Below are 16,344 nucleotides of genomic sequence, written 5' to 3'. Positions count from 1 at the left end.
TTTATGGAATATTCTGAAAGCCCTGCTAATGCTGAATACTGTAAGGTTGCCCGGCAGGTATGATAATGAGGAAGAGATATGTATTTACGACCCGATGAGGTGGCGCGCGTTCTTGAAAAAGAAGGGTTCACCATGGATGAGGTAACATCAAAAGCGTACGGATATCGCCGTGGCGAGAATTATGTTTACGTTAACCGTGAAGCAAGAATGGGGCGTACTGCTCTCATTATTCACCCGACACTGAAAGACAGAAGCCTGTCATTTGCTGAGCCCGCCTCGGATATTAAAACCTGCGATCATTATCAGCAATTTCCGCTCTATTTAGGCGGCGAGACGCATGAACATTATGGTATTCCGCACGGTTTCAGCTCGCGTATGGCGCTGGAGCGGTTCCTGAAAGGGCTGTTTGGCGACGTACAATAACTCTGCGACTGGCATGTGCCAGTCGCCTCACCTTACGCTTTGGCCTGGCTATAGGGGCTGACTTTAAACAGGCGACGGCAGTAGTCCAGAAAGTAACCGTACACCGCACCCATCAGCATTGATACCACGATATTCGAACTTACCGCGGCGGCAATTTGATGCCAGTCTGCGCCCACCGTCAGCAAAATAACCACATACACCGGGGACTGGAACGTTACATAGGCCAGAACGTCAGCCAGGTTTTTTACCCAACCTGCCGGGCTAATACGCCGGGCATAACGCATCACCGCATCGCGATACAGTCCGTACGGCCAGGCGATCATAATATTCACCGGAATGGCCACCAGGCGCGACGAGAGGGACTGCTCAAAGGACATTCCCGACAGAAAAATTTCAATCAGCATGTTCACGACGGAACAGTAAACGACCATCGCGAAAGTATCCGCTACCGCATGGCGCAGGCGAGACTGCGGTGAGAACATGTCTGAACTCCTCGAACAGGACAAAAAAGTGGCGTTTTACCTGCGGCGTTTAGTGCTTTAGGTTGGTTTGTTTTGAGTGTATAGCGTATCTCTCTGGCTTTTAACTAACAAGTAGTGATTAATCTTTATTTAGTGGCGCTTTGTCCATAAAATTCTCTAAAGCCGTCTGTTTTTTGCGCGCTTCGTTATTTTCTTTCCCATCAACGTTTTTGTTAAAAGAAATCAATCCATTAGCTTATCTGAGCACGCGTGAAACGTTTGTTGTACGAGCGTTTAAGGACGGTTTTTTGAACGGTTTTAAACAGGCGTTTTTGACCAGATGCAGGACGGTATATTACGCATTATAACTGACGGATAATTCCGGGTTATATTAACGGGATATTCTAAAACATTTACAATAATGTCAAAACGACAGGGTGGGTAGATATCAGAACAAAAATCAATTATTCTGTTGCCTGATTTATGTTATACACACGAAGAAAGGTTTCTCATTATTATGGCTTTAACGTTACAGAATCTTAATAATATCCGTACGCTCCGGGCGCTGGCGCGTGAATTATCCATGGATGTTCTGGAAGAAATGCTGGAAAAAGTCCGGATGGTCACGGAAGAAAAACGCAGCGAGCAGGCTGAATTAGAGCGTCAACGCGCTGAGCAGCAGGAAAAAATTAATGCTCTGCTGGAACTGATGAAGGCTGACGGTATTTCCCCGAGCGATCTGTTAGGCGGTGAACTGGCTCATGCGGGCCAGCCGGCTAAAAAACGTAAAGCGCGTGCGGCGAAATATCGTTTCATCGATGCGAACGGTGAAGAGAAAACGTGGACCGGTCAGGGACGTACGCCAAAGCCCATTGCGAACGCGCTGGCAAACGGTAAATCTCTGGACGATTTTCTGATCTGATGATAATTCGGGCGGTGTATTCCGCCCGGTTATTGACTCAGCAGACGCCAAAGTCACCTTCTTCGGAGTACAGAACCACGTCCGCCGCTTTCAGGTTATAATTCTCGCCCTGCTCATTGCTGGCCTGTACGGCCACAATATTTTCACCATTCACTTCGAGTACTTTCAGTTTCGGACCGCCCTGACGCGGTTGAACATAATCGCCGACAGAAAACATAGCACCTCCTTACGTTGTTATGATCTTCACCATAGCCCACGTCCTGGGGCGGGGTACAGTCTAATCTTGCAAATACCCCTTATCAGGTACGCCGGTTCCACGGCATCACTTTCAGCAGTCGCGCCATGCCGCAAAAACCCGTCACACCGGCAAACAGCAGCCCGGCGCCCACAAAACCGCTCAGCAGGAAAAAGGCGCTGGAGACGCTGTAACCCAGCACCACACCGCAGAGGATCAGCAGCCCGGCGGCGATCTGCACCTGACGCATCAGCGGAAGGGGTTGCGATCTGTCTTCAACGGTCAGCAGCCCGGACTGCTTCCAGCCCTGAATACCCCCCTCAACCACAAAGGCGTTTGCAGGGGAGGCTGCCCGGGCAAGACGAGCGGCATTGTTTGAGGTTCGCGCGCCGGACTGACAGTGGAAAATCACCGTTTCTCCCGGTGCTGGGTTTAGCCCGCCGGGTAACGAATCCAGCGGGATGGAGTGCGCCGCCGGAATATGCTCGCGGGCAAATTCGTCGGCGTCGCGAATATCGATGAGTTTAGCGCCCTCTGCAATCATCGTGCTTGCCTGCCGGGGCGTAATAAGGGGAAGGGACATTGTGTTTCCTTACGGTCATTTTCAGAACAGTAGAGCATTTAAGGCAAGGTTTAAGCCAGTGTAAAGAGGGTAAAGGCAGGTAAAAGCGCGAGTGCCGAATGGCAGTTACCCGTAAACTGGCTACGCTTAGAGTTGTGTCTTTTATACTTTTCAATTGGTTAGCTTGCACGGAGTTTTTATGGGTTTTTGGCGTGTTGTTTTTACGATTATTCTCCCGCCGCTGGGCGTGCTGCTTGGCAAGGGACTGGGCTGGGCGTTTATCCTGAATATTCTTCTGACCATCCTGGGTTACTTCCCGGGCCTTATCCACGCGTTTTGGGTTCAGACGAAAAGCTAAATACGCCACAGTAAGTCACTGTAGATCCGGGTCAGCGCGCCCTCGGGGCCAAACTGCTGTTTGATCCAGCGCGTGACCTGACCGGTCGCCGCATGCTGCGTGGCGAGCAGCATGCGCGAGTCCTGGCGCGGATTATTGATCCGCCGCGTCACCAGCAGCCCGTCCTCTACCGCCTCCCGCGTCATATACTCCGGTAAAAATCCAATACCTTCCCCCAGGATCTGACACTGACATTTGGTGTTGAAGTCCGGTACCAGAATCGCCTCCTGGCCATGAAGCAGCCAGCCGACCTTCTTGTTGATGGTGTGCGCAGTGTCCTCGACCATGATATTGGGATACAGACGCAGCTGACTTTCAGAAATGGGCTCAGGGGCGAACGCCAGCGGATGCGTCGGGGCGATGGCAAATACCCAGCGGATTGCGCCTATTTCGGTGTAATCGATGCCGCCGCCGTCCAGCAGCGTATCCGGCGCGCCAATGGCAATGTTGGCCTGATTATTAATGATGGAATCCCAGACGCCGTTGTACACCTCGGTCGTCACCGTGATCTGGCAGGTGGGAAACTGTTTTTTCAACACCTGGAGCAAACGCGCGGTATGGCGTGGCGTATACAAAAGCTGATTAATGCAGATGCGCACCCGCGTCTCAATGCCCTGCGAAATGGTATCAATCCCGCGCTTGATGGCGTGAAAGTCATTCAGCAGGTCGGTCGCTTTACGATAAAAGTAAAAGCCGGATTCGGTCAGCTCAATGCTGCGCGTGTTGCGTACAAACAGCACCACGTCCAGCCCGGTCTCCATGCGTTTAATGGTGTAGCTGATGGCGGAGGTGGTCACGCCCAGCTCGGCAGCAGCTTTGCTAAAACTGCCAAAACGCGCCGCGGTGGTGAAGGCCAGCAAATTCTCTTCGGTAAAGATGGAATTCATATTATGGCTCCGGGTGACCATCAGTTTTGAACATATTTTAACAACGACGTTACATCAAATTTGATGCCGGTCACAGTTCTGGCTTTTTACGCAGGGCCGCGTCATGTAAGGCTTTTTCAGCCATAAGGATAATGCAGCCTGAGGTGCCTGAACGCGGTAAAACATAAGAAAAAGGTTGCACAGACGCACGTTTTTGCCTGACCGTTGAATTTAACTCAACAATGAATTGCGTGTCGATGAATCATTTTTAAGCGGATTCTTTTATGAACAGCCTGTTGCTATTCTCAGGTCATCAGAAGTGACACATAGGGAGTCTTAATATGTCTGCAACTGCACTGGTTACAGAATTTCTGCTGGCGGCAGAAGAGGGCAATATCGATGCGCTAAAAGCCTGCCTGAAGAAAGGCGTGGATATTAACGCGACCAACCGCCAGAAAAGAACCGCCATTATTATTGCCAGCCTGAAAAAGCATTACGCCTGCGTGGAATTTTTAATTGCCGCTGGGGCGGATATTGATAAACAGGACCAGACCTGCTTTAACCCCTTCCTGATTAGCTGCCTGACGAATGATTTAACCCTGTTGCGCATTGTTCTTCCGGCGGATCCGGATCTCGACCGTCTGACGCGTTTTGGCGGCGTGGGTATAACCCCTGCCAGTGAAAAAGGGCACGTTGAAATCGTGCGCGAGCTGCTGGAAAAAACCGATATTAACGTCAACCACACCAATTTTGTCGGCTGGACGCCGCTGCTGGAAGCCATCGTGTTAAACGACGGCGGCGCAAAGCAGCAGGAAATTGTGAAGCTGCTGCTGGATCACGGCGCGAATCCGTACATGACCGATAAATACGGCAAAACCCCGCTCGAACTGGCGCGGGAAAAAGGCTTCAACGCGATAGCAGACCTGCTGCTGGCGGCAGGCGCATAGCGCAATTGGCCAGCCTGTTCCGGCTGGCCATTAATCAAAAACGCATTGTTACCGACGTGCTATTAGCACGACGGCGGCCCCCTTTTATCTTAAACAGGTGAAAATAATGCCAACCAAAATCGTCATAAAAAAGAACACGTATTTCGATTCGGTTTCCTTAATGTCGGTCTCCACCAAAGCCAATAAACTGCCGGGCGTCGAACAGGCATTTGTGGCGATGGCGACGGAAATGAATAAAGGCGTTCTGAAAAATCTCGGGCTGCTCACGCCGGAATTAGCAGAAGCTAAAAATGGCGACCTGATGATCGTGATTAAAGGCGACGCGGCGAATGATGAAACGCTGGCGGAAATAGAAGCCTTATTTACCCGCAAAGCGAGCAGCGGCGGCCACGAAGCACGCTACGCGACGATTGCCAGCGCCAAAACCCATCGCCCGGACAGCAACCTGGCGGTGATTTCCGTCAACGGCACCTTTGCCGCCCGCGAAGCGCGTCAGGCGCTGGAAAACGATCTTAACGTGATGCTGTTCTCCGATAACGTGTCGCTCGACGACGAGCTGGCGCTGAAGCAGCTGGCGCATGAGAAAGGGCTGCTGATGATGGGGCCAGACTGCGGGACCGCCATCATCAACGGTGCGAGGCTGTGCTTCGCCAACGCGGTCCGTCGCGGGACGATTGGGATTGTGGGCGCCTCCGGCACCGGCAGCCAGGAGCTGAGCGTACGCATTCACGAGTTCGGCGGCGGCGTGTCGCAGCTGATCGGCACCGGCGGGCGCGATCTCAGCGAGAAAATCGGCGGCCTGATGATGCTCGACGCCATCGACATGCTTGAGGCGGATGAGGGCACCCAGGTGATTGCGCTCATCTCCAAGCCGCCTGCACCCGCGGTTGCCGGGAAAGTGCTGGCCCGCGCGCGCGCCTGCCGCAAGCCCGTGGTCGTCTGTTTCCTTGGCCGCAACGACCCACCCGCCGATGAAGACGGCTTGCAGTTTGCCCGTGGCACCAAAGAGGCGGCACTGAAAGCGGTATTGCTTACCGGCGTTAAAAAAGAGTCGCTGGATTTACATCCGCTCAACTGGCCGCTGATTGAAGAGGTGCGCGCCCGCCTGACGCCGCAGCAGAAGTACATTCGCGGCCTGTTCTGCGGCGGCACCCTGTGCGATGAGGCGATGTTCGCCGCGCTTGCGAAATTCGACGATGTCTGGAGCAATATCCAGCCCGATCCGGCTAAGCGCCTGAAGGACATCAGCGTCAGCCAGGCCCACACCTTCCTTGACTTCGGTGACGACGACTTCACTAACGGCAAACCGCACCCAATGATTGACCCGACTAACCGCATCAGCCGCCTGCTACAGGAGGCGCGCGATCCGCAGGTGGGCGTCATCGTGATGGACTTCGTGCTCGGCTTTGGCGCACACGAGGATCCGGTGGGGGTGATGATCGAGGCGATCAAAGAGGCACAGGCCATTGCGAAAGCCGATAACCGTCCGCTGGAGATCCTCGGCTACGTGCTCGGCACCGACCAGGATCCGCAGTCGCTGGCGCAGCAGTGCCAGCGGCTTACCGATGCAGGCGTCATCTGGGCCAGCAGCAGCACCAACACCGGATTACTGGCACGCGAATTTGTCTGCAAAGGGGAGAAAGCATAATGACCACTTTATTCAACCAGCCGCTTAACGTCATTAACGTCGGCATTGCTATGTTCAGCGACGACCTCAAAAAGCAGCACGTTCCCGTGACCCAGCTCGACTGGACGCCGCCGGGGCAGGGCAATATGCAGGTGGTGGAGGCGCTCGACCAGCTGGCAGAGAAACCGCTGGCGGAGAAGATCGCCGCCGCGAACCACATTGCCCTTGAGCGCATCATCCAGTCCCATCCGGTGCTGGTGGGCTATGACCAGGCGATTAACGTGGTGCCGGGCATGACCCGCACCACCATTCTGCATGCTGGTCCACCCGTCGCCTGGGAAAACATGTGCGGGGCGATGAAGGGCGCGGTTACCGGTGCGCTGGTGTTTGAAGGGCTGGCGACGGATCTGGAGGACGCGGCAAGGCTGGCGGCTTCAGGCGACATCACCTTCTCGCCGTGCCACGAGCACGACTGCGTGGGCTCCATGGCGGGCGTCACCTCCGCGTCGATGTTTATGCACATCGTTGAGAACAAAACCTACGGCAACCGGGCGTTCACCAACCTCAGCGAGCAGATGGCGAAGATCCTGCGCATGGGGGCTAACGACCAGAGCGTGATCGACCGCCTGAACTGGATGCGCGACGTGCTCGGCCCGATGCTGCGCGACGCGATAAACATCATCGGCGAAATCGACCTGCGCCTGATGCTGGCCCAGGCGCTGCACATGGGCGACGAGTGCCACAACCGCAACAACGCGGGCACCACGCTGCTGATCCAGGCCCTGACGCCGGGGCTGATTCAGGCGGGCTACCCGGTGGAGCAGCAGCGCGAGGTGTTTGAGTTTGTCGCCAGCAGCGACTACTTCTCCGGCCCGACGTGGATGGCGATGTGTAAAGCCGCGCTGGATGCCGCTCACGGCATTGAGTACAGCACCGTCGTGACGACCATGGCGCGCAACGGCTACGAGTTCGGCCTGCGCGTTTCCGGCCTGCCGGGGCAGTGGTTTACCGGTCCGGCGCAGCAGGTGATTGGCCCGATGTTCGCAGGCTATAAGCCGGAAGACTCCGGACTGGACATTGGCGATAGCGCCATCACCGAAACCTACGGCATCGGCGGCTTTGCGATGGCGACGGCGCCGGCCATCGTTGCGCTGGTGGGTGGCACGGTGGAGGAAGCCATCGACTTCTCCCGCCAGATGCGCGAAATCACCCTCGGCGAGAATCCGAACGTCACCATTCCGCTGCTGTCGTTTATGGGCATTCCAACCGCCATCGACATCACCAGAGTGGCGGGCAGCGGCATTCTGCCGGTGATCAATACCGCCATAGCCCACAAGGACGCGGGCATCGGCATGATTGGGGCGGGCATCGTTCACCCGCCGTTTAGCTGTTTTGAAAAGGCGCTGTTGACCTTCCGCGATCGCTACGTTCTATAAGGCATGCATCCATGAAAAACATGAAACTGGAGTGGAAAAGAGGTGACTGGGCGGCCTATTTCGGGTTGATGACCAACAACCTGACTAATTTGCTGACCATGATGGGGTTGCTCATTTTTGTCGTCGGCATCCCGAAGGAGATTGTTTATGGACGCATCGCGCCGGCCTTCGGGCTGGCGGTGCTGGTAGCGAGCTTATGCTACACATGGTTTGGCCTGCAAATGGCGCGCGCCACCGGACGTACGGACGTCACCGCGCTGCCGTCCGGCCCGAGCGCACCCTCGATTTTTACCGTGACCTTCCTGGTGCTGATGCCGGTTTATCAGCAAACCGGGGATGCGGATTTCGCGATTCAGATTGGCCTGGTGTGGTGCTTCGTGGAAGCGATGATCCTCGCGGGCGGCTCGTTCCTGGGTGAGACCATCCGCAAGATGATCCCGCGTACCGTGCTGCTGTCGTGCCTGTCCGGTCTTGGCCTGCTGCTGCTGGCGATGAACCCGATGTTGCAGGCGTTCGAAGCGCCCACCGTGTCGTTCATCGTCCTGCTGCTGATCTTCATTAACTGGTTCGGTAAAAAGCCGATTTTCGCCAAAATCCCGACCGGCCTGCTGCTGCTGATTGCCGGAACGGCATTAGCGTGGATTTCCGGACTGCAAAGCCCGGATGCCATCAAGGCGTCTATGTCCTCCTTCGGCTTTAACCCGCCGGAGGTTCACGTGGACAGCTTTATGCAGGGCCTGCCGCACGCGCTGCCGTATCTGGCGTCCGCCGTGCCGCTGGGGCTGGCGAACTACATCTTTGACCTGGAGAACATCGAAAGCGCCCACGCGGCGGGGGATGAGTACCCGACCCGCAAGGTAATGCTGGCGAACGGCCTGGCTTCCATGCTCGGCTGCCTGATGGGCAACCCGTTCCCGGTCACGGTCTACGTGGGCCATCCCGGCTGGAAGGCGATGGGGGCGAGCATCGGCTACACGCTGGCGTCCGGCGTAACCATGTTTATCGTGCCGCTGTTCGGGCTGGGGGCGTTTATGCTCGCCATCATACCGATGACCGCTATCGTGCCGATTCTGGTGTTTATCGGCGTCGTCACCGCCAACCAGGTGGTGCGGGAAACGCCGAAAGTGGAGGTGCCCGTCATCTTTATCTGCCTGTTCCCGTGGATCGCTAACTGGGCGCTGACCATGATGAACAGCGTGATGAGCGCGGCGGGAACCAGCGCGGCGAAAATTGGCACCGACGTGCTGCACAGCAAAGGGATTTACTACGAGGGGCTGATGCACCTCGGCAACGGCGCGCCGCTCGCCAGCATGCTCTGGGGCTGTATCGCTATCTTCGCCATCATCAACAAACCGCTGCGCGGAGCCGTCGCCGCCGCAGGTGGGGCGCTGCTGGCGCTGTTTGGCGTGATCCACGCGCCGGTTGTGGGCTTTGCCGAGGGCAGTTCCCTGATGTTCGTCACGGCCTACCTGATGATGGGCGGGATGTTTGTGGTGAAGCATTTCCTCGACAGCCGTGAAGCTGCGAGCGCTGAAGTTACCGTTGCGAAGGAAAACGTATGAAAGAGCTTATGGTCGTCGCCATCGGCGGCAACAGCATCATCAAAGACAACGCCAGCCAGTCGGTTGAACATCAGGCGCAGGCGGTCAAAGCGGTGGCCGAGTCGGTGCTCGAAATGCTGGCCTCCGACTATGACATCGTCCTCACCCACGGCAACGGTCCGCAGGTGGGGCTGGATCTGCGCCGCGCCGAGATCGCCCACGAGCGGGAAGGGCTGCCGCTGACCCCGCTGGCAAACTGCGTGGCGGATACCCAGGGCGGTATCGGCTACCTCATCCAGCAGGCGCTCAACAACCGCCTGGCGGCGCGCGGCGAGCAGAAGGCGGTCACGGTCGTTACCCAGGTGGAGGTGGATAAAAACGATCCCGGCTTTACGCACCCGACAAAACCGATCGGCGCGTTCTTCAGCGAGGCGCAGCGCGACGAGCTACAGCTCGCGCACCCGGACTGGCATTTTGTCGAGGATTCAGGCCGGGGCTATCGCCGCGTGGTGGCCTCACCCCAGCCGCTGCGCATCGTCGAGGCGGATGCGATTAAGGCGCTAACGCAGAAGGGTTTTGTGGTCATCGGCGCGGGCGGCGGAGGCATTCCCGTGGTGCGCAGCGAGCATGGGGACTATCAGAGCGTCGATGCGGTGATTGATAAAGATCTCTCCACCGCGCTGCTGGCCCGTGAGATTTGCGCCGACGTGCTGGTGATAACCACCGGCGTGGAGAATGTCTGCGTTAACTTCGGCAAGCCAGACCAGCAGGCGCTGGACACCGTCAGCGTGGCGCAGATGACGCGCTACATGAACGAAGGCCACTTCCCGGCGGGCAGCATGCTGCCCAAAATCGTCGCCTCGCTGGCGTTTTTACGCCACGGCGGCAGGCGCGTGATCATCACCTCGCCGGACTGCCTGCCCGCGGCGCTGCGCGGTGAAACGGGTACCCACATTGTTAATGAAGGAAGATAAGATGAGTGAAAACAAAAGCCGCCGCGAGTTTATCAGCCAGAGCGGCAAAATGGTCACCGCCTGCGCGCTGTTTGGCGCAACCGGCTCCGTCGCGTATGCTGCCGACTCTGCAAAGGCAACCTGCGAGACGGGGAAACCGATGAACATCACCGCAAAACATTACTATCTGGACAACGTGCTGCTGGAGGCCGGGTTCAACGTCGACGGCAGCGTGGCGACAAGCACTCGCACCGAGCTGAAAACGCTGGAGATCAAAGACGGTAAAATCGTCGCCCTTCGCGATAACAACAGCCACGCCGACGCCGCGCTGCCGCACTACGACGCGGGTAAGAAACTGATGCTTCCGGCGATGCGCGACATGCACATTCATCTGGATAAAACCTTTTACGGCGGCCCGTGGCGGTCGCTCAACCGCCCGGCGGGAACCACTATTCAGGATATGATCCGCCTGGAACAGAAGCTGCTGCCGGAGTTACAGCCTTACACTCAGGCGCGCGCGGAAAAGCTGATCGACCTGATCCAGTCGAAAGGATCCACGATTGCCCGCAGCCACTGCAATATTGAGCCGGTTTCCGGCCTGAAAAACCTGGAGAATTTGCAGGCGGTGCTGGCGCGCCGCAGCGCAGGTTTCGACTGCGAAATCGTTGCCTTCCCGCAGCACGGTCTGCTGCTCTCCAACTCTGAAAAGCTGATGCGCGAGGCGATGCAGGCCGGGGCGCACTACGTGGGCGGGCTGGACCCAACCAGCGTTGACGGCGCGATGGAAAAATCGCTCGATACCATGTTCCAGATTGCGCTGGACTACGACAAAGGGGTGGATATTCACCTGCATGAAACCAGCCCGGCGGGCGTGGCGGCGGTGAATTACATGGTGGAAACCGTGGAGAAAACGCCGGAGCTGAAGGGGAAGCTGACCATCAGCCACGCCTTCGCGCTGGCGACGCTCAACGAGCAGCAGGTGGATGAGATAGCCACCCGCATGGCGGCGCAGCAGGTGACCATCGCCTCCACCGTGCCGATTGGCACCCTGCACATGCCGCTGAAGCAGCTGCGGGAGAAGGGCGTGTTCGTGATGACGGGCACCGACAGCGTGATCGACCACTGGTCGCCGTACGGTCTGGGGGACATGCTGGAGAAAGCCAATCTGTATGCCCAGCTCTATATTCGCCCGAACGAGCAGACGCTCTCCCGCGCGCTCGGCATCGCCACCGGCGACGTGCTGCCGCTGAACGATAAAGGTGAACGCGTATGGCCGAAAGCGCAGGATGAAGCCAGCTTTGTGCTGGTGGACGCCTCCTGCTCCGCCGAGGCGGTGGCGCGCATTTCTCCGCGCACCGCAACGTTCCACAAGGGGAACCTTGTCTGGGGCGTTGTTGGCTAAAAGCGAGCCGGGTGGCGCTGCGCTTACCCGGCCTACGGTTCGGAGATTTGTAGGTCGGGTAAGGCGAAGCCGCCACCCGACAATGCAGTATACTGCCAGGCACATTCTTAAAGAGGGATCTGCCATGGCACAAAACATCTACGACAATCCGGCATTTTTCGAAGGCTACGCTCAGCTTCCGCGCTCGGTGCAGGGGCTGGACGGCGCGCCGGAGTGGCCTGCGCTTAAGGCGATGCTGCCGGATTTAACCGGAAAATCGGTTATCGATCTCGGCTGCGGCTACGGCTGGTTCTGCCGCGTGGCGCGCGAGCTGGGCGCTTGCGAGGTTACGGGCGTCGATATCTCAGAAAAAATGCTGGCCCGCGCGGCTGAACTGACGGATGACGCGCAGATTCACTATCAGCGTCGCGATCTCGACTCTCTTCAGCTTCGCGAAAACAGTTTCGATCTGGTCTACAGCTCGCTGGCGCTGCACTACCTGCCGCAACTGGACATATTATTCGCCAACGTCCAGCGCGCGCTCAAACCCGGCGGCAGCCTGGTCTTCTCGATGGAACACCCGATTTACACCTGCGCCACCCGTCAGGGCTGGCTCACCGATGACAACGGTGAGCGGTTCTGGGGCGTTAACCATTATCAGGACGAAGGCAAGCGCGTCAGCAACTGGCTGGCAGAGGGGGTCATCAAATATCACCGCACGCTGGGTACGGTCCTCAACGCGCTGGTCAAGGCGGGATTAACGATAAGTGAAGTCAATGAGTGGGGGCCAACGCAGGCGCAGGTTGACGCCTGGCCCGCGCTGGCCGAAGAGGCGGAGCGCCCGATGCTGGTGCTCATCGCCGCCCGTAAGGCTTAATAACCGACTTTATATACCCGACCGCTCTGTACCCCTTCCACGCTGCGGCGGTAGGCCTGCGCCACGCTCGCGGCGGGAACGCTTACAAAGCCGGGGAAGAAGCCCTCATACGCTTCGGCGGATTCCGTCAGCACCGTCGGGCTGATCAGGTTAATGCGAATACCGCGCGGCAGTTCGCAGGCCGCGGCGCGGACAAACCCTTCCAGCGCCGCGTTTACCGTGGTGGCGTTGACGCCCTGTGCAATCGGCTCGTGCGCCACAATCCCGCTTATCAGCGTAATCGAACCGCCTTCGTTCAGGTAGTGCTGGCCGGTCAGCGCCAGACGAACCTGCCCCAGCAGCTTATCCTGCAAGCCCTGGTTGAACTCGCCGTCGGTCATAGTTGCGAGCGGGCCGAAGTGCACCCCTCCGGTTGCGGAGACGATCGCATCCACCGGGCCGATTTTTTCGAACAGCGCCTGTACGCTCGCCTGAGAGGTGATATCCACCTGACGATCGCCCTGCGTGCGACCCACGCGGATCGTCTCGTGGCGTTGGCTTAACTCTTCTGCGACTGCACGACCGACCGTACCGCTGGCACCAATAATGACGATTTTCATATCCGACTCCTCATGTTGTAAGCCCTCATTCTTTAATAAATAAAAAGTCAGATAAACTGGGATAAAGTTAGATGATTACTAACCAAAGGTTTGGAATATGGATAAGCTTCGCGGGATGGAGACGTTTATCGCGGTGGTAGAGAGCGGCAGCTTTACCGGCGCGGCGTCGCGGCTGGAGATGTCGGCGGTGATGGTCGGGAAGTATATTGCACAGCTGGAATCGCAGCTCGGCACGCGGCTGCTGGAGCGCAACACCCGCCGCCAGAGCCTGACGGATGCCGGGCGCGTTTATTATGAAGAGACAAGGCGCGTGCTGGAGCAGGTCTCGATTGCCGAAAACGCGGTTGAACGTCTGCGTGCCGCACCTGCCGGCACCCTGCGCGTGACGGCCCCCACGTCGTTTGGCGGCTGCGTTATCGCGCCCCTGACCGCCTCGTTTTTACAGCGCTACCCGGAAGTGCGCATCGAGCTGGATCTCACCAATCGAATGGTCGATCTGGTAGAAGAAGGGGTCGATCTGGCCATTCGCATCGGTGAGATTCGTCATGACGATCTGGTGGCGAAATACCTGTGTCCTTACAACATGACGATCTGCGCTTCGCCGGATTATCTGGCGCGCCACGGTACGCCGCAAACGCCAGCCGATCTGGTGGATCATCTGTGCCTGTCGCACACGGTATGGACGGCGCGTAACGAGTGGCGGCTGCCGGGTGTTGAAGGCGAAGTGCGCTGGAAGCGGGATGCCGTCTTAAGGTGCAATGACGGCTACGGGTTACGCATGGCGGCGCGAGCCGGGGCTGGACTGTTGCTGCAACCGGAAGTGCTGGTGGCGGAAGAGCTGGCGAGCGGCAGGCTGGTACGGGTGCTGGAGGCATTCACACCCGCGCCGAGGCCGGTGCATTTACTGTGGCGTCAGGATTTGCGTCCGCTGCCTAAGCTAACGGAATTTATTGCGCATATTCTGCTAAGATTGGGCACACTATAAAAAAAGAAGGTAAGCAAAGAATGTCTGCAAACAAACTCGCCAGCAGCGCGCAGGGCCTGCAATCCTCTGCCATTCGTGAATTATTAAAACATAGCAAAATGGCAGGCGTGATTTCGCTGGGTGGCGGTATTCCTAACCCGGACCTGTTCGATCACGAAGGTTTAAAAATCGCTGCTGATGCCGTGCTGTCTCAGCATTTTGGCGAAGCGTTCCAGTACGGCCTGACGGAAGGCGTCCCGGGGCTGCGCGAAGAGATCCAGCGTATCTGCGAAGGACGCGGCATCGCCTGTAAAGCCGATGACGTGGTCATCACCTCGGGCTCGCAACAGTCTCTGGACGTGCTGGCGCGTGCGTTAATTAACCCAGGCGATACGGTCGTCGTTGAGCGTCCTACCTACCTCGCCGCGTTGCAGGTCTTTGGCCTGGCACAGGCGAATTTTGAATCCGTCGGCACCGACGGCGACGGCATGAAAGTGGATGAGCTGGAAGCGCTGGTGGCGAAGAAAACCATCAAGGCGGTCTATATCGTGCCAACCTTCGGTAACCCCGGCGGCGTGACGCTCTCCGAAGCGCGCCGTAAACAGCTGGTGGAATTATCGAAGCGCTACGACTTCGTGATCATCGAAGACGACCCGTACAGCGAGATCAATTACACTGACGAAGCGTTCCGCCCGCTGATTGCCCATGCGAAAGATATCGGCAATGAGGATAACGTGGTGTACACCTCTACCTTCTCCAAAATCCTCGCGCCGGGCACCCGCGTGGGCTGGGTGCTGGTGCCGGAATGGCTGAAGCGCGCGGTGGTGAACCTCAAGCAAACCACCGATCTGCACACCAGCACGCTGTCGCAGCTGATGACGTACGAGTATCTGAAAACCGGGCGTCTGGCGAACCAGATTAAAATGATCCGCGAGGCCTATCGCCAGAAATACCAGACGTTTGCAGCGGAACTGGAAGCCGAGCTGGGCGATGTGATGTCGTTCCACAAGCCGAAGGGCGGGATGTTCCTGTGGGCAAAAATGAACAACGGCATGAATACGACGAAATGGCTGGAAAAAACGTTGAGCAACGGCGTGGTGTTTGTGCCGGGTGAGTTCTTCTACTGCAACGAACCGGACCAGACAACGCTGCGCATGTCGTTCGTTACCCCAACGGATGAACAGCTGAAAGAAGCGGTTCGACGCCTGAAAATCTCCCTGTAAATATGCGTGAAACCCGGTGCGGTCAATATCGTACCGGGGAAAACGACCGATCAGGCCACATCCGGCTGGCCTGATTTCCTTTTTGCCATAATTTCCGCGACCGTCTTTATACGGCTCAACTCCTCCTGAGTCCGGGAATTGGTTTGCGCTTCCCAGACGTCGACGTTTAGCTGTAGGTTCAACCAGAATTCAATGGTGGTATCAAATGCCTTGGCCAATCTGAATGCCATATCGGCCGTCAGTTTACGATTATTATTAACGAGAGCACTGATGGTGTTACGGTGCACGTTAAGCATTTCCGCAAGATCGCTAATTTTCAGATTGAGCGGCTCAAGATATTCATACTGCAACACGTCGCCCGGCGTGGTGGGTTTGCGTAGAGCCTGTTGAAGAGTCATAGGTAATGCCTCATTTGTATGGCGTGTATTTGTGCGGAGAGAGGTAGAGATCGTCTGCTTTGCCCTCTGACCACCTGAATACCAACCTGTATTGCCTGTTCACGCGAATCGCCGAGTACCCTGCAAGCGGGGGATTCAGCAATTCATACATATTGCCCGGCGGGGATCTCAGATCCCGGTGCGAGGTGGCAGCGTTGATCATATCCAGCTTCCTCGCTAAGGCTGATTCAAGGCTAGAAGGGATTACATTGCTGGATTTCCCATACAGAAAAAAATCCTTAAGCCATTGATCACGAAAATGATTAATCATAGTGCTTATGAGCTCCAGTCCATGAAGCTATGTGGATAGTAATGCACTCCTGCACTGTGCGCAAGTGCATTTTGTTTGCGAGTAATATTACCCTGGTCATGGCTGAAGGGAAGTGTGATGCATGACTAAAGGTTAATTCTTCGAGGCGGATTCCACGTCTTGCGTGCGGATTAATGCCCGGCGGCGCTGCGCTTGCGCGGGCCTACGAAAATGTAGGCCGGG

19 protein-coding genes are annotated in these 16,344 nt (G+C 57.0%); 12 read left to right on the top strand and 7 right to left on the bottom strand.

What is annotated here, in order from left to right:
• The first annotated feature begins 78 nt into the window (after positions 1–78).
• A complete protein-coding gene (locus E0L16_RS02745; RefSeq protein ID WP_006811693.1) occupies positions 79–423 on the top strand; it encodes a DUF2002 family protein in 345 nt (114 codons plus the stop codon).
• A 32-nt stretch (positions 424–455) separates the two neighbouring features.
• Here the strand turns inward: E0L16_RS02745 and alaE are convergent, their stop codons facing one another.
• Entirely contained in the window at positions 456–905 is a 450-nt protein-coding gene (gene alaE / locus E0L16_RS02740; RefSeq protein ID WP_063869455.1) for an L-alanine exporter AlaE, read from the bottom strand.
• A 496-nt stretch (positions 906–1,401) separates the two neighbouring features.
• On the opposite strand from alaE, the gene stpA reads away from it, so the two are divergent.
• Entirely contained in the window at positions 1,402–1,806 is a 405-nt protein-coding gene (stpA, locus tag E0L16_RS02735) for a DNA-binding protein StpA (protein ID WP_063869457.1), read from the top strand.
• A 37-nt stretch (positions 1,807–1,843) separates the two neighbouring features.
• Here stpA and E0L16_RS02730 read toward each other — a convergent pair whose 3' ends face one another.
• Both E0L16_RS02730 and E0L16_RS02725 read right to left on the bottom strand, forming a co-directional pair.
• Positions 1,844–2,023: a YodC family protein gene (locus E0L16_RS02730; protein WP_131636277.1), complete on the bottom strand. Its 180-nt coding sequence runs from the start codon at positions 2,021–2,023 to the stop codon at positions 1,844–1,846.
• 82 nt (positions 2,024–2,105) lie between these two features.
• Positions 2,106–2,624 carry a rhodanese family protein gene (locus E0L16_RS02725; protein ID WP_131636276.1) on the bottom strand — a complete coding sequence of 173 codons (519 nt, stop codon included), beginning with the start codon at positions 2,622–2,624 and terminating at the stop codon, positions 2,106–2,108.
• A 178-nt stretch (positions 2,625–2,802) separates the two neighbouring features.
• Between E0L16_RS02725 and E0L16_RS02720 the strand changes: the two genes are divergently transcribed.
• On the top strand, positions 2,803–2,961 hold the full coding sequence (locus tag E0L16_RS02720) for a YqaE/Pmp3 family membrane protein (RefSeq protein WP_003862203.1): 159 nt from the start codon (positions 2,803–2,805) through the stop codon (positions 2,959–2,961).
• Here E0L16_RS02720 and E0L16_RS02715 read toward each other — a convergent pair.
• Positions 2,958–3,887, bottom strand: coding sequence for a LysR substrate-binding domain-containing protein (locus tag E0L16_RS02715; protein ID WP_063869462.1), 930 nt, complete (start codon positions 3,885–3,887; stop codon positions 2,958–2,960). The two genes, E0L16_RS02720 and E0L16_RS02715, sit on opposite strands and share 4 nt — an antisense overlap.
• Before the next feature lie 320 nt (positions 3,888–4,207).
• Between E0L16_RS02715 and E0L16_RS02710 the strand changes: the two genes are divergently transcribed.
• The 7 genes from E0L16_RS02710 to E0L16_RS02680 all read left to right on the top strand — a co-directional run bounded on the left by E0L16_RS02710 (position 4,208) and on the right by E0L16_RS02680 (position 12,628).
• A complete protein-coding gene (locus E0L16_RS02710; protein ID WP_131636275.1) occupies positions 4,208–4,813 on the top strand; it encodes an ankyrin repeat domain-containing protein in 606 nt (201 codons plus the stop codon).
• A gap of 106 nt (positions 4,814–4,919) precedes the next feature.
• Positions 4,920–6,461 carry an acyl-CoA synthetase FdrA gene (gene fdrA / locus E0L16_RS02705; RefSeq protein ID WP_131636274.1) on the top strand — a complete coding sequence of 514 codons (1,542 nt, stop codon included), beginning with the start codon at positions 4,920–4,922 and terminating at the stop codon, positions 6,459–6,461.
• On the top strand, positions 6,461–7,876 hold the full coding sequence (locus E0L16_RS02700) for a YlbE family protein (RefSeq protein ID WP_207388498.1): 1,416 nt from the start codon (positions 6,461–6,463) through the stop codon (positions 7,874–7,876). The genes fdrA and E0L16_RS02700 overlap by 1 nt, the downstream gene beginning before the upstream one ends.
• An 11-nt stretch (positions 7,877–7,887) precedes the next feature.
• On the top strand, positions 7,888–9,438 hold the full coding sequence (locus E0L16_RS02695) for a xanthine permease (RefSeq protein ID WP_131636273.1): 1,551 nt from the start codon (positions 7,888–7,890) through the stop codon (positions 9,436–9,438).
• Positions 9,435–10,391, top strand: a complete 957-nt coding sequence (locus E0L16_RS02690; RefSeq protein ID WP_131636272.1) for a carbamate kinase family protein — start codon at positions 9,435–9,437, stop codon at positions 10,389–10,391. Before E0L16_RS02695 ends, E0L16_RS02690 begins: the two co-directional genes overlap by 4 nt.
• Position 10,392: 1 nt before the next feature.
• The gene (locus E0L16_RS02685; RefSeq protein WP_131636271.1) at positions 10,393–11,772 is read left to right on the top strand and encodes an amidohydrolase family protein; all 1,380 of its coding nucleotides are present in this window, start codon (positions 10,393–10,395) and stop codon (positions 11,770–11,772) included.
• 124 nt (positions 11,773–11,896) lie between these two features.
• A complete protein-coding gene (locus E0L16_RS02680) occupies positions 11,897–12,628 on the top strand; it encodes a class I SAM-dependent methyltransferase (RefSeq protein WP_131636270.1) in 732 nt (243 codons plus the stop codon).
• On the opposite strand, the gene E0L16_RS02675 is transcribed toward E0L16_RS02680, so the two are convergent.
• Complete coding sequence (locus E0L16_RS02675) at positions 12,625–13,227, bottom strand: short chain dehydrogenase (RefSeq protein ID WP_131636269.1); 603 nt, start codon at positions 13,225–13,227, stop codon at positions 12,625–12,627. The two genes, E0L16_RS02680 and E0L16_RS02675, sit on opposite strands and share 4 nt — an antisense overlap.
• A gap of 97 nt (positions 13,228–13,324) precedes the next feature.
• Between E0L16_RS02675 and E0L16_RS02670 the strand changes: the two genes are divergently transcribed.
• Entirely contained in the window at positions 13,325–14,212 is an 888-nt protein-coding gene (locus tag E0L16_RS02670; RefSeq protein ID WP_131636268.1) for a LysR family transcriptional regulator, read from the top strand.
• A 20-nt stretch (positions 14,213–14,232) separates the two neighbouring features.
• Positions 14,233–15,414 carry an aminotransferase-like domain-containing protein gene (locus E0L16_RS02665; RefSeq protein WP_131636267.1) on the top strand — a complete coding sequence of 394 codons (1,182 nt, stop codon included), beginning with the start codon at positions 14,233–14,235 and terminating at the stop codon, positions 15,412–15,414.
• A 50-nt stretch (positions 15,415–15,464) separates the two neighbouring features.
• Here the strand turns inward: E0L16_RS02665 and E0L16_RS02660 are convergent, their stop codons facing one another.
• Complete coding sequence (locus E0L16_RS02660; RefSeq protein ID WP_107533573.1) at positions 15,465–15,812, bottom strand: HigA family addiction module antitoxin; 348 nt, start codon at positions 15,810–15,812, stop codon at positions 15,465–15,467.
• A gap of 10 nt (positions 15,813–15,822) precedes the next feature.
• Complete coding sequence (locus E0L16_RS02655) at positions 15,823–16,122, bottom strand: type II toxin-antitoxin system RelE/ParE family toxin (protein WP_131636266.1); 300 nt, start codon at positions 16,120–16,122, stop codon at positions 15,823–15,825.
• Between the last annotated feature and the right edge of the window lie 222 nt (positions 16,123–16,344).

The organism is Enterobacter quasihormaechei (assembly GCF_004331385.1).
Classification (GTDB): Bacteria; Pseudomonadota; Gammaproteobacteria; order Enterobacterales; family Enterobacteriaceae; genus Enterobacter; species Enterobacter quasihormaechei.
This window is presented reverse-complemented; position numbering and strand designations above follow the sequence as displayed.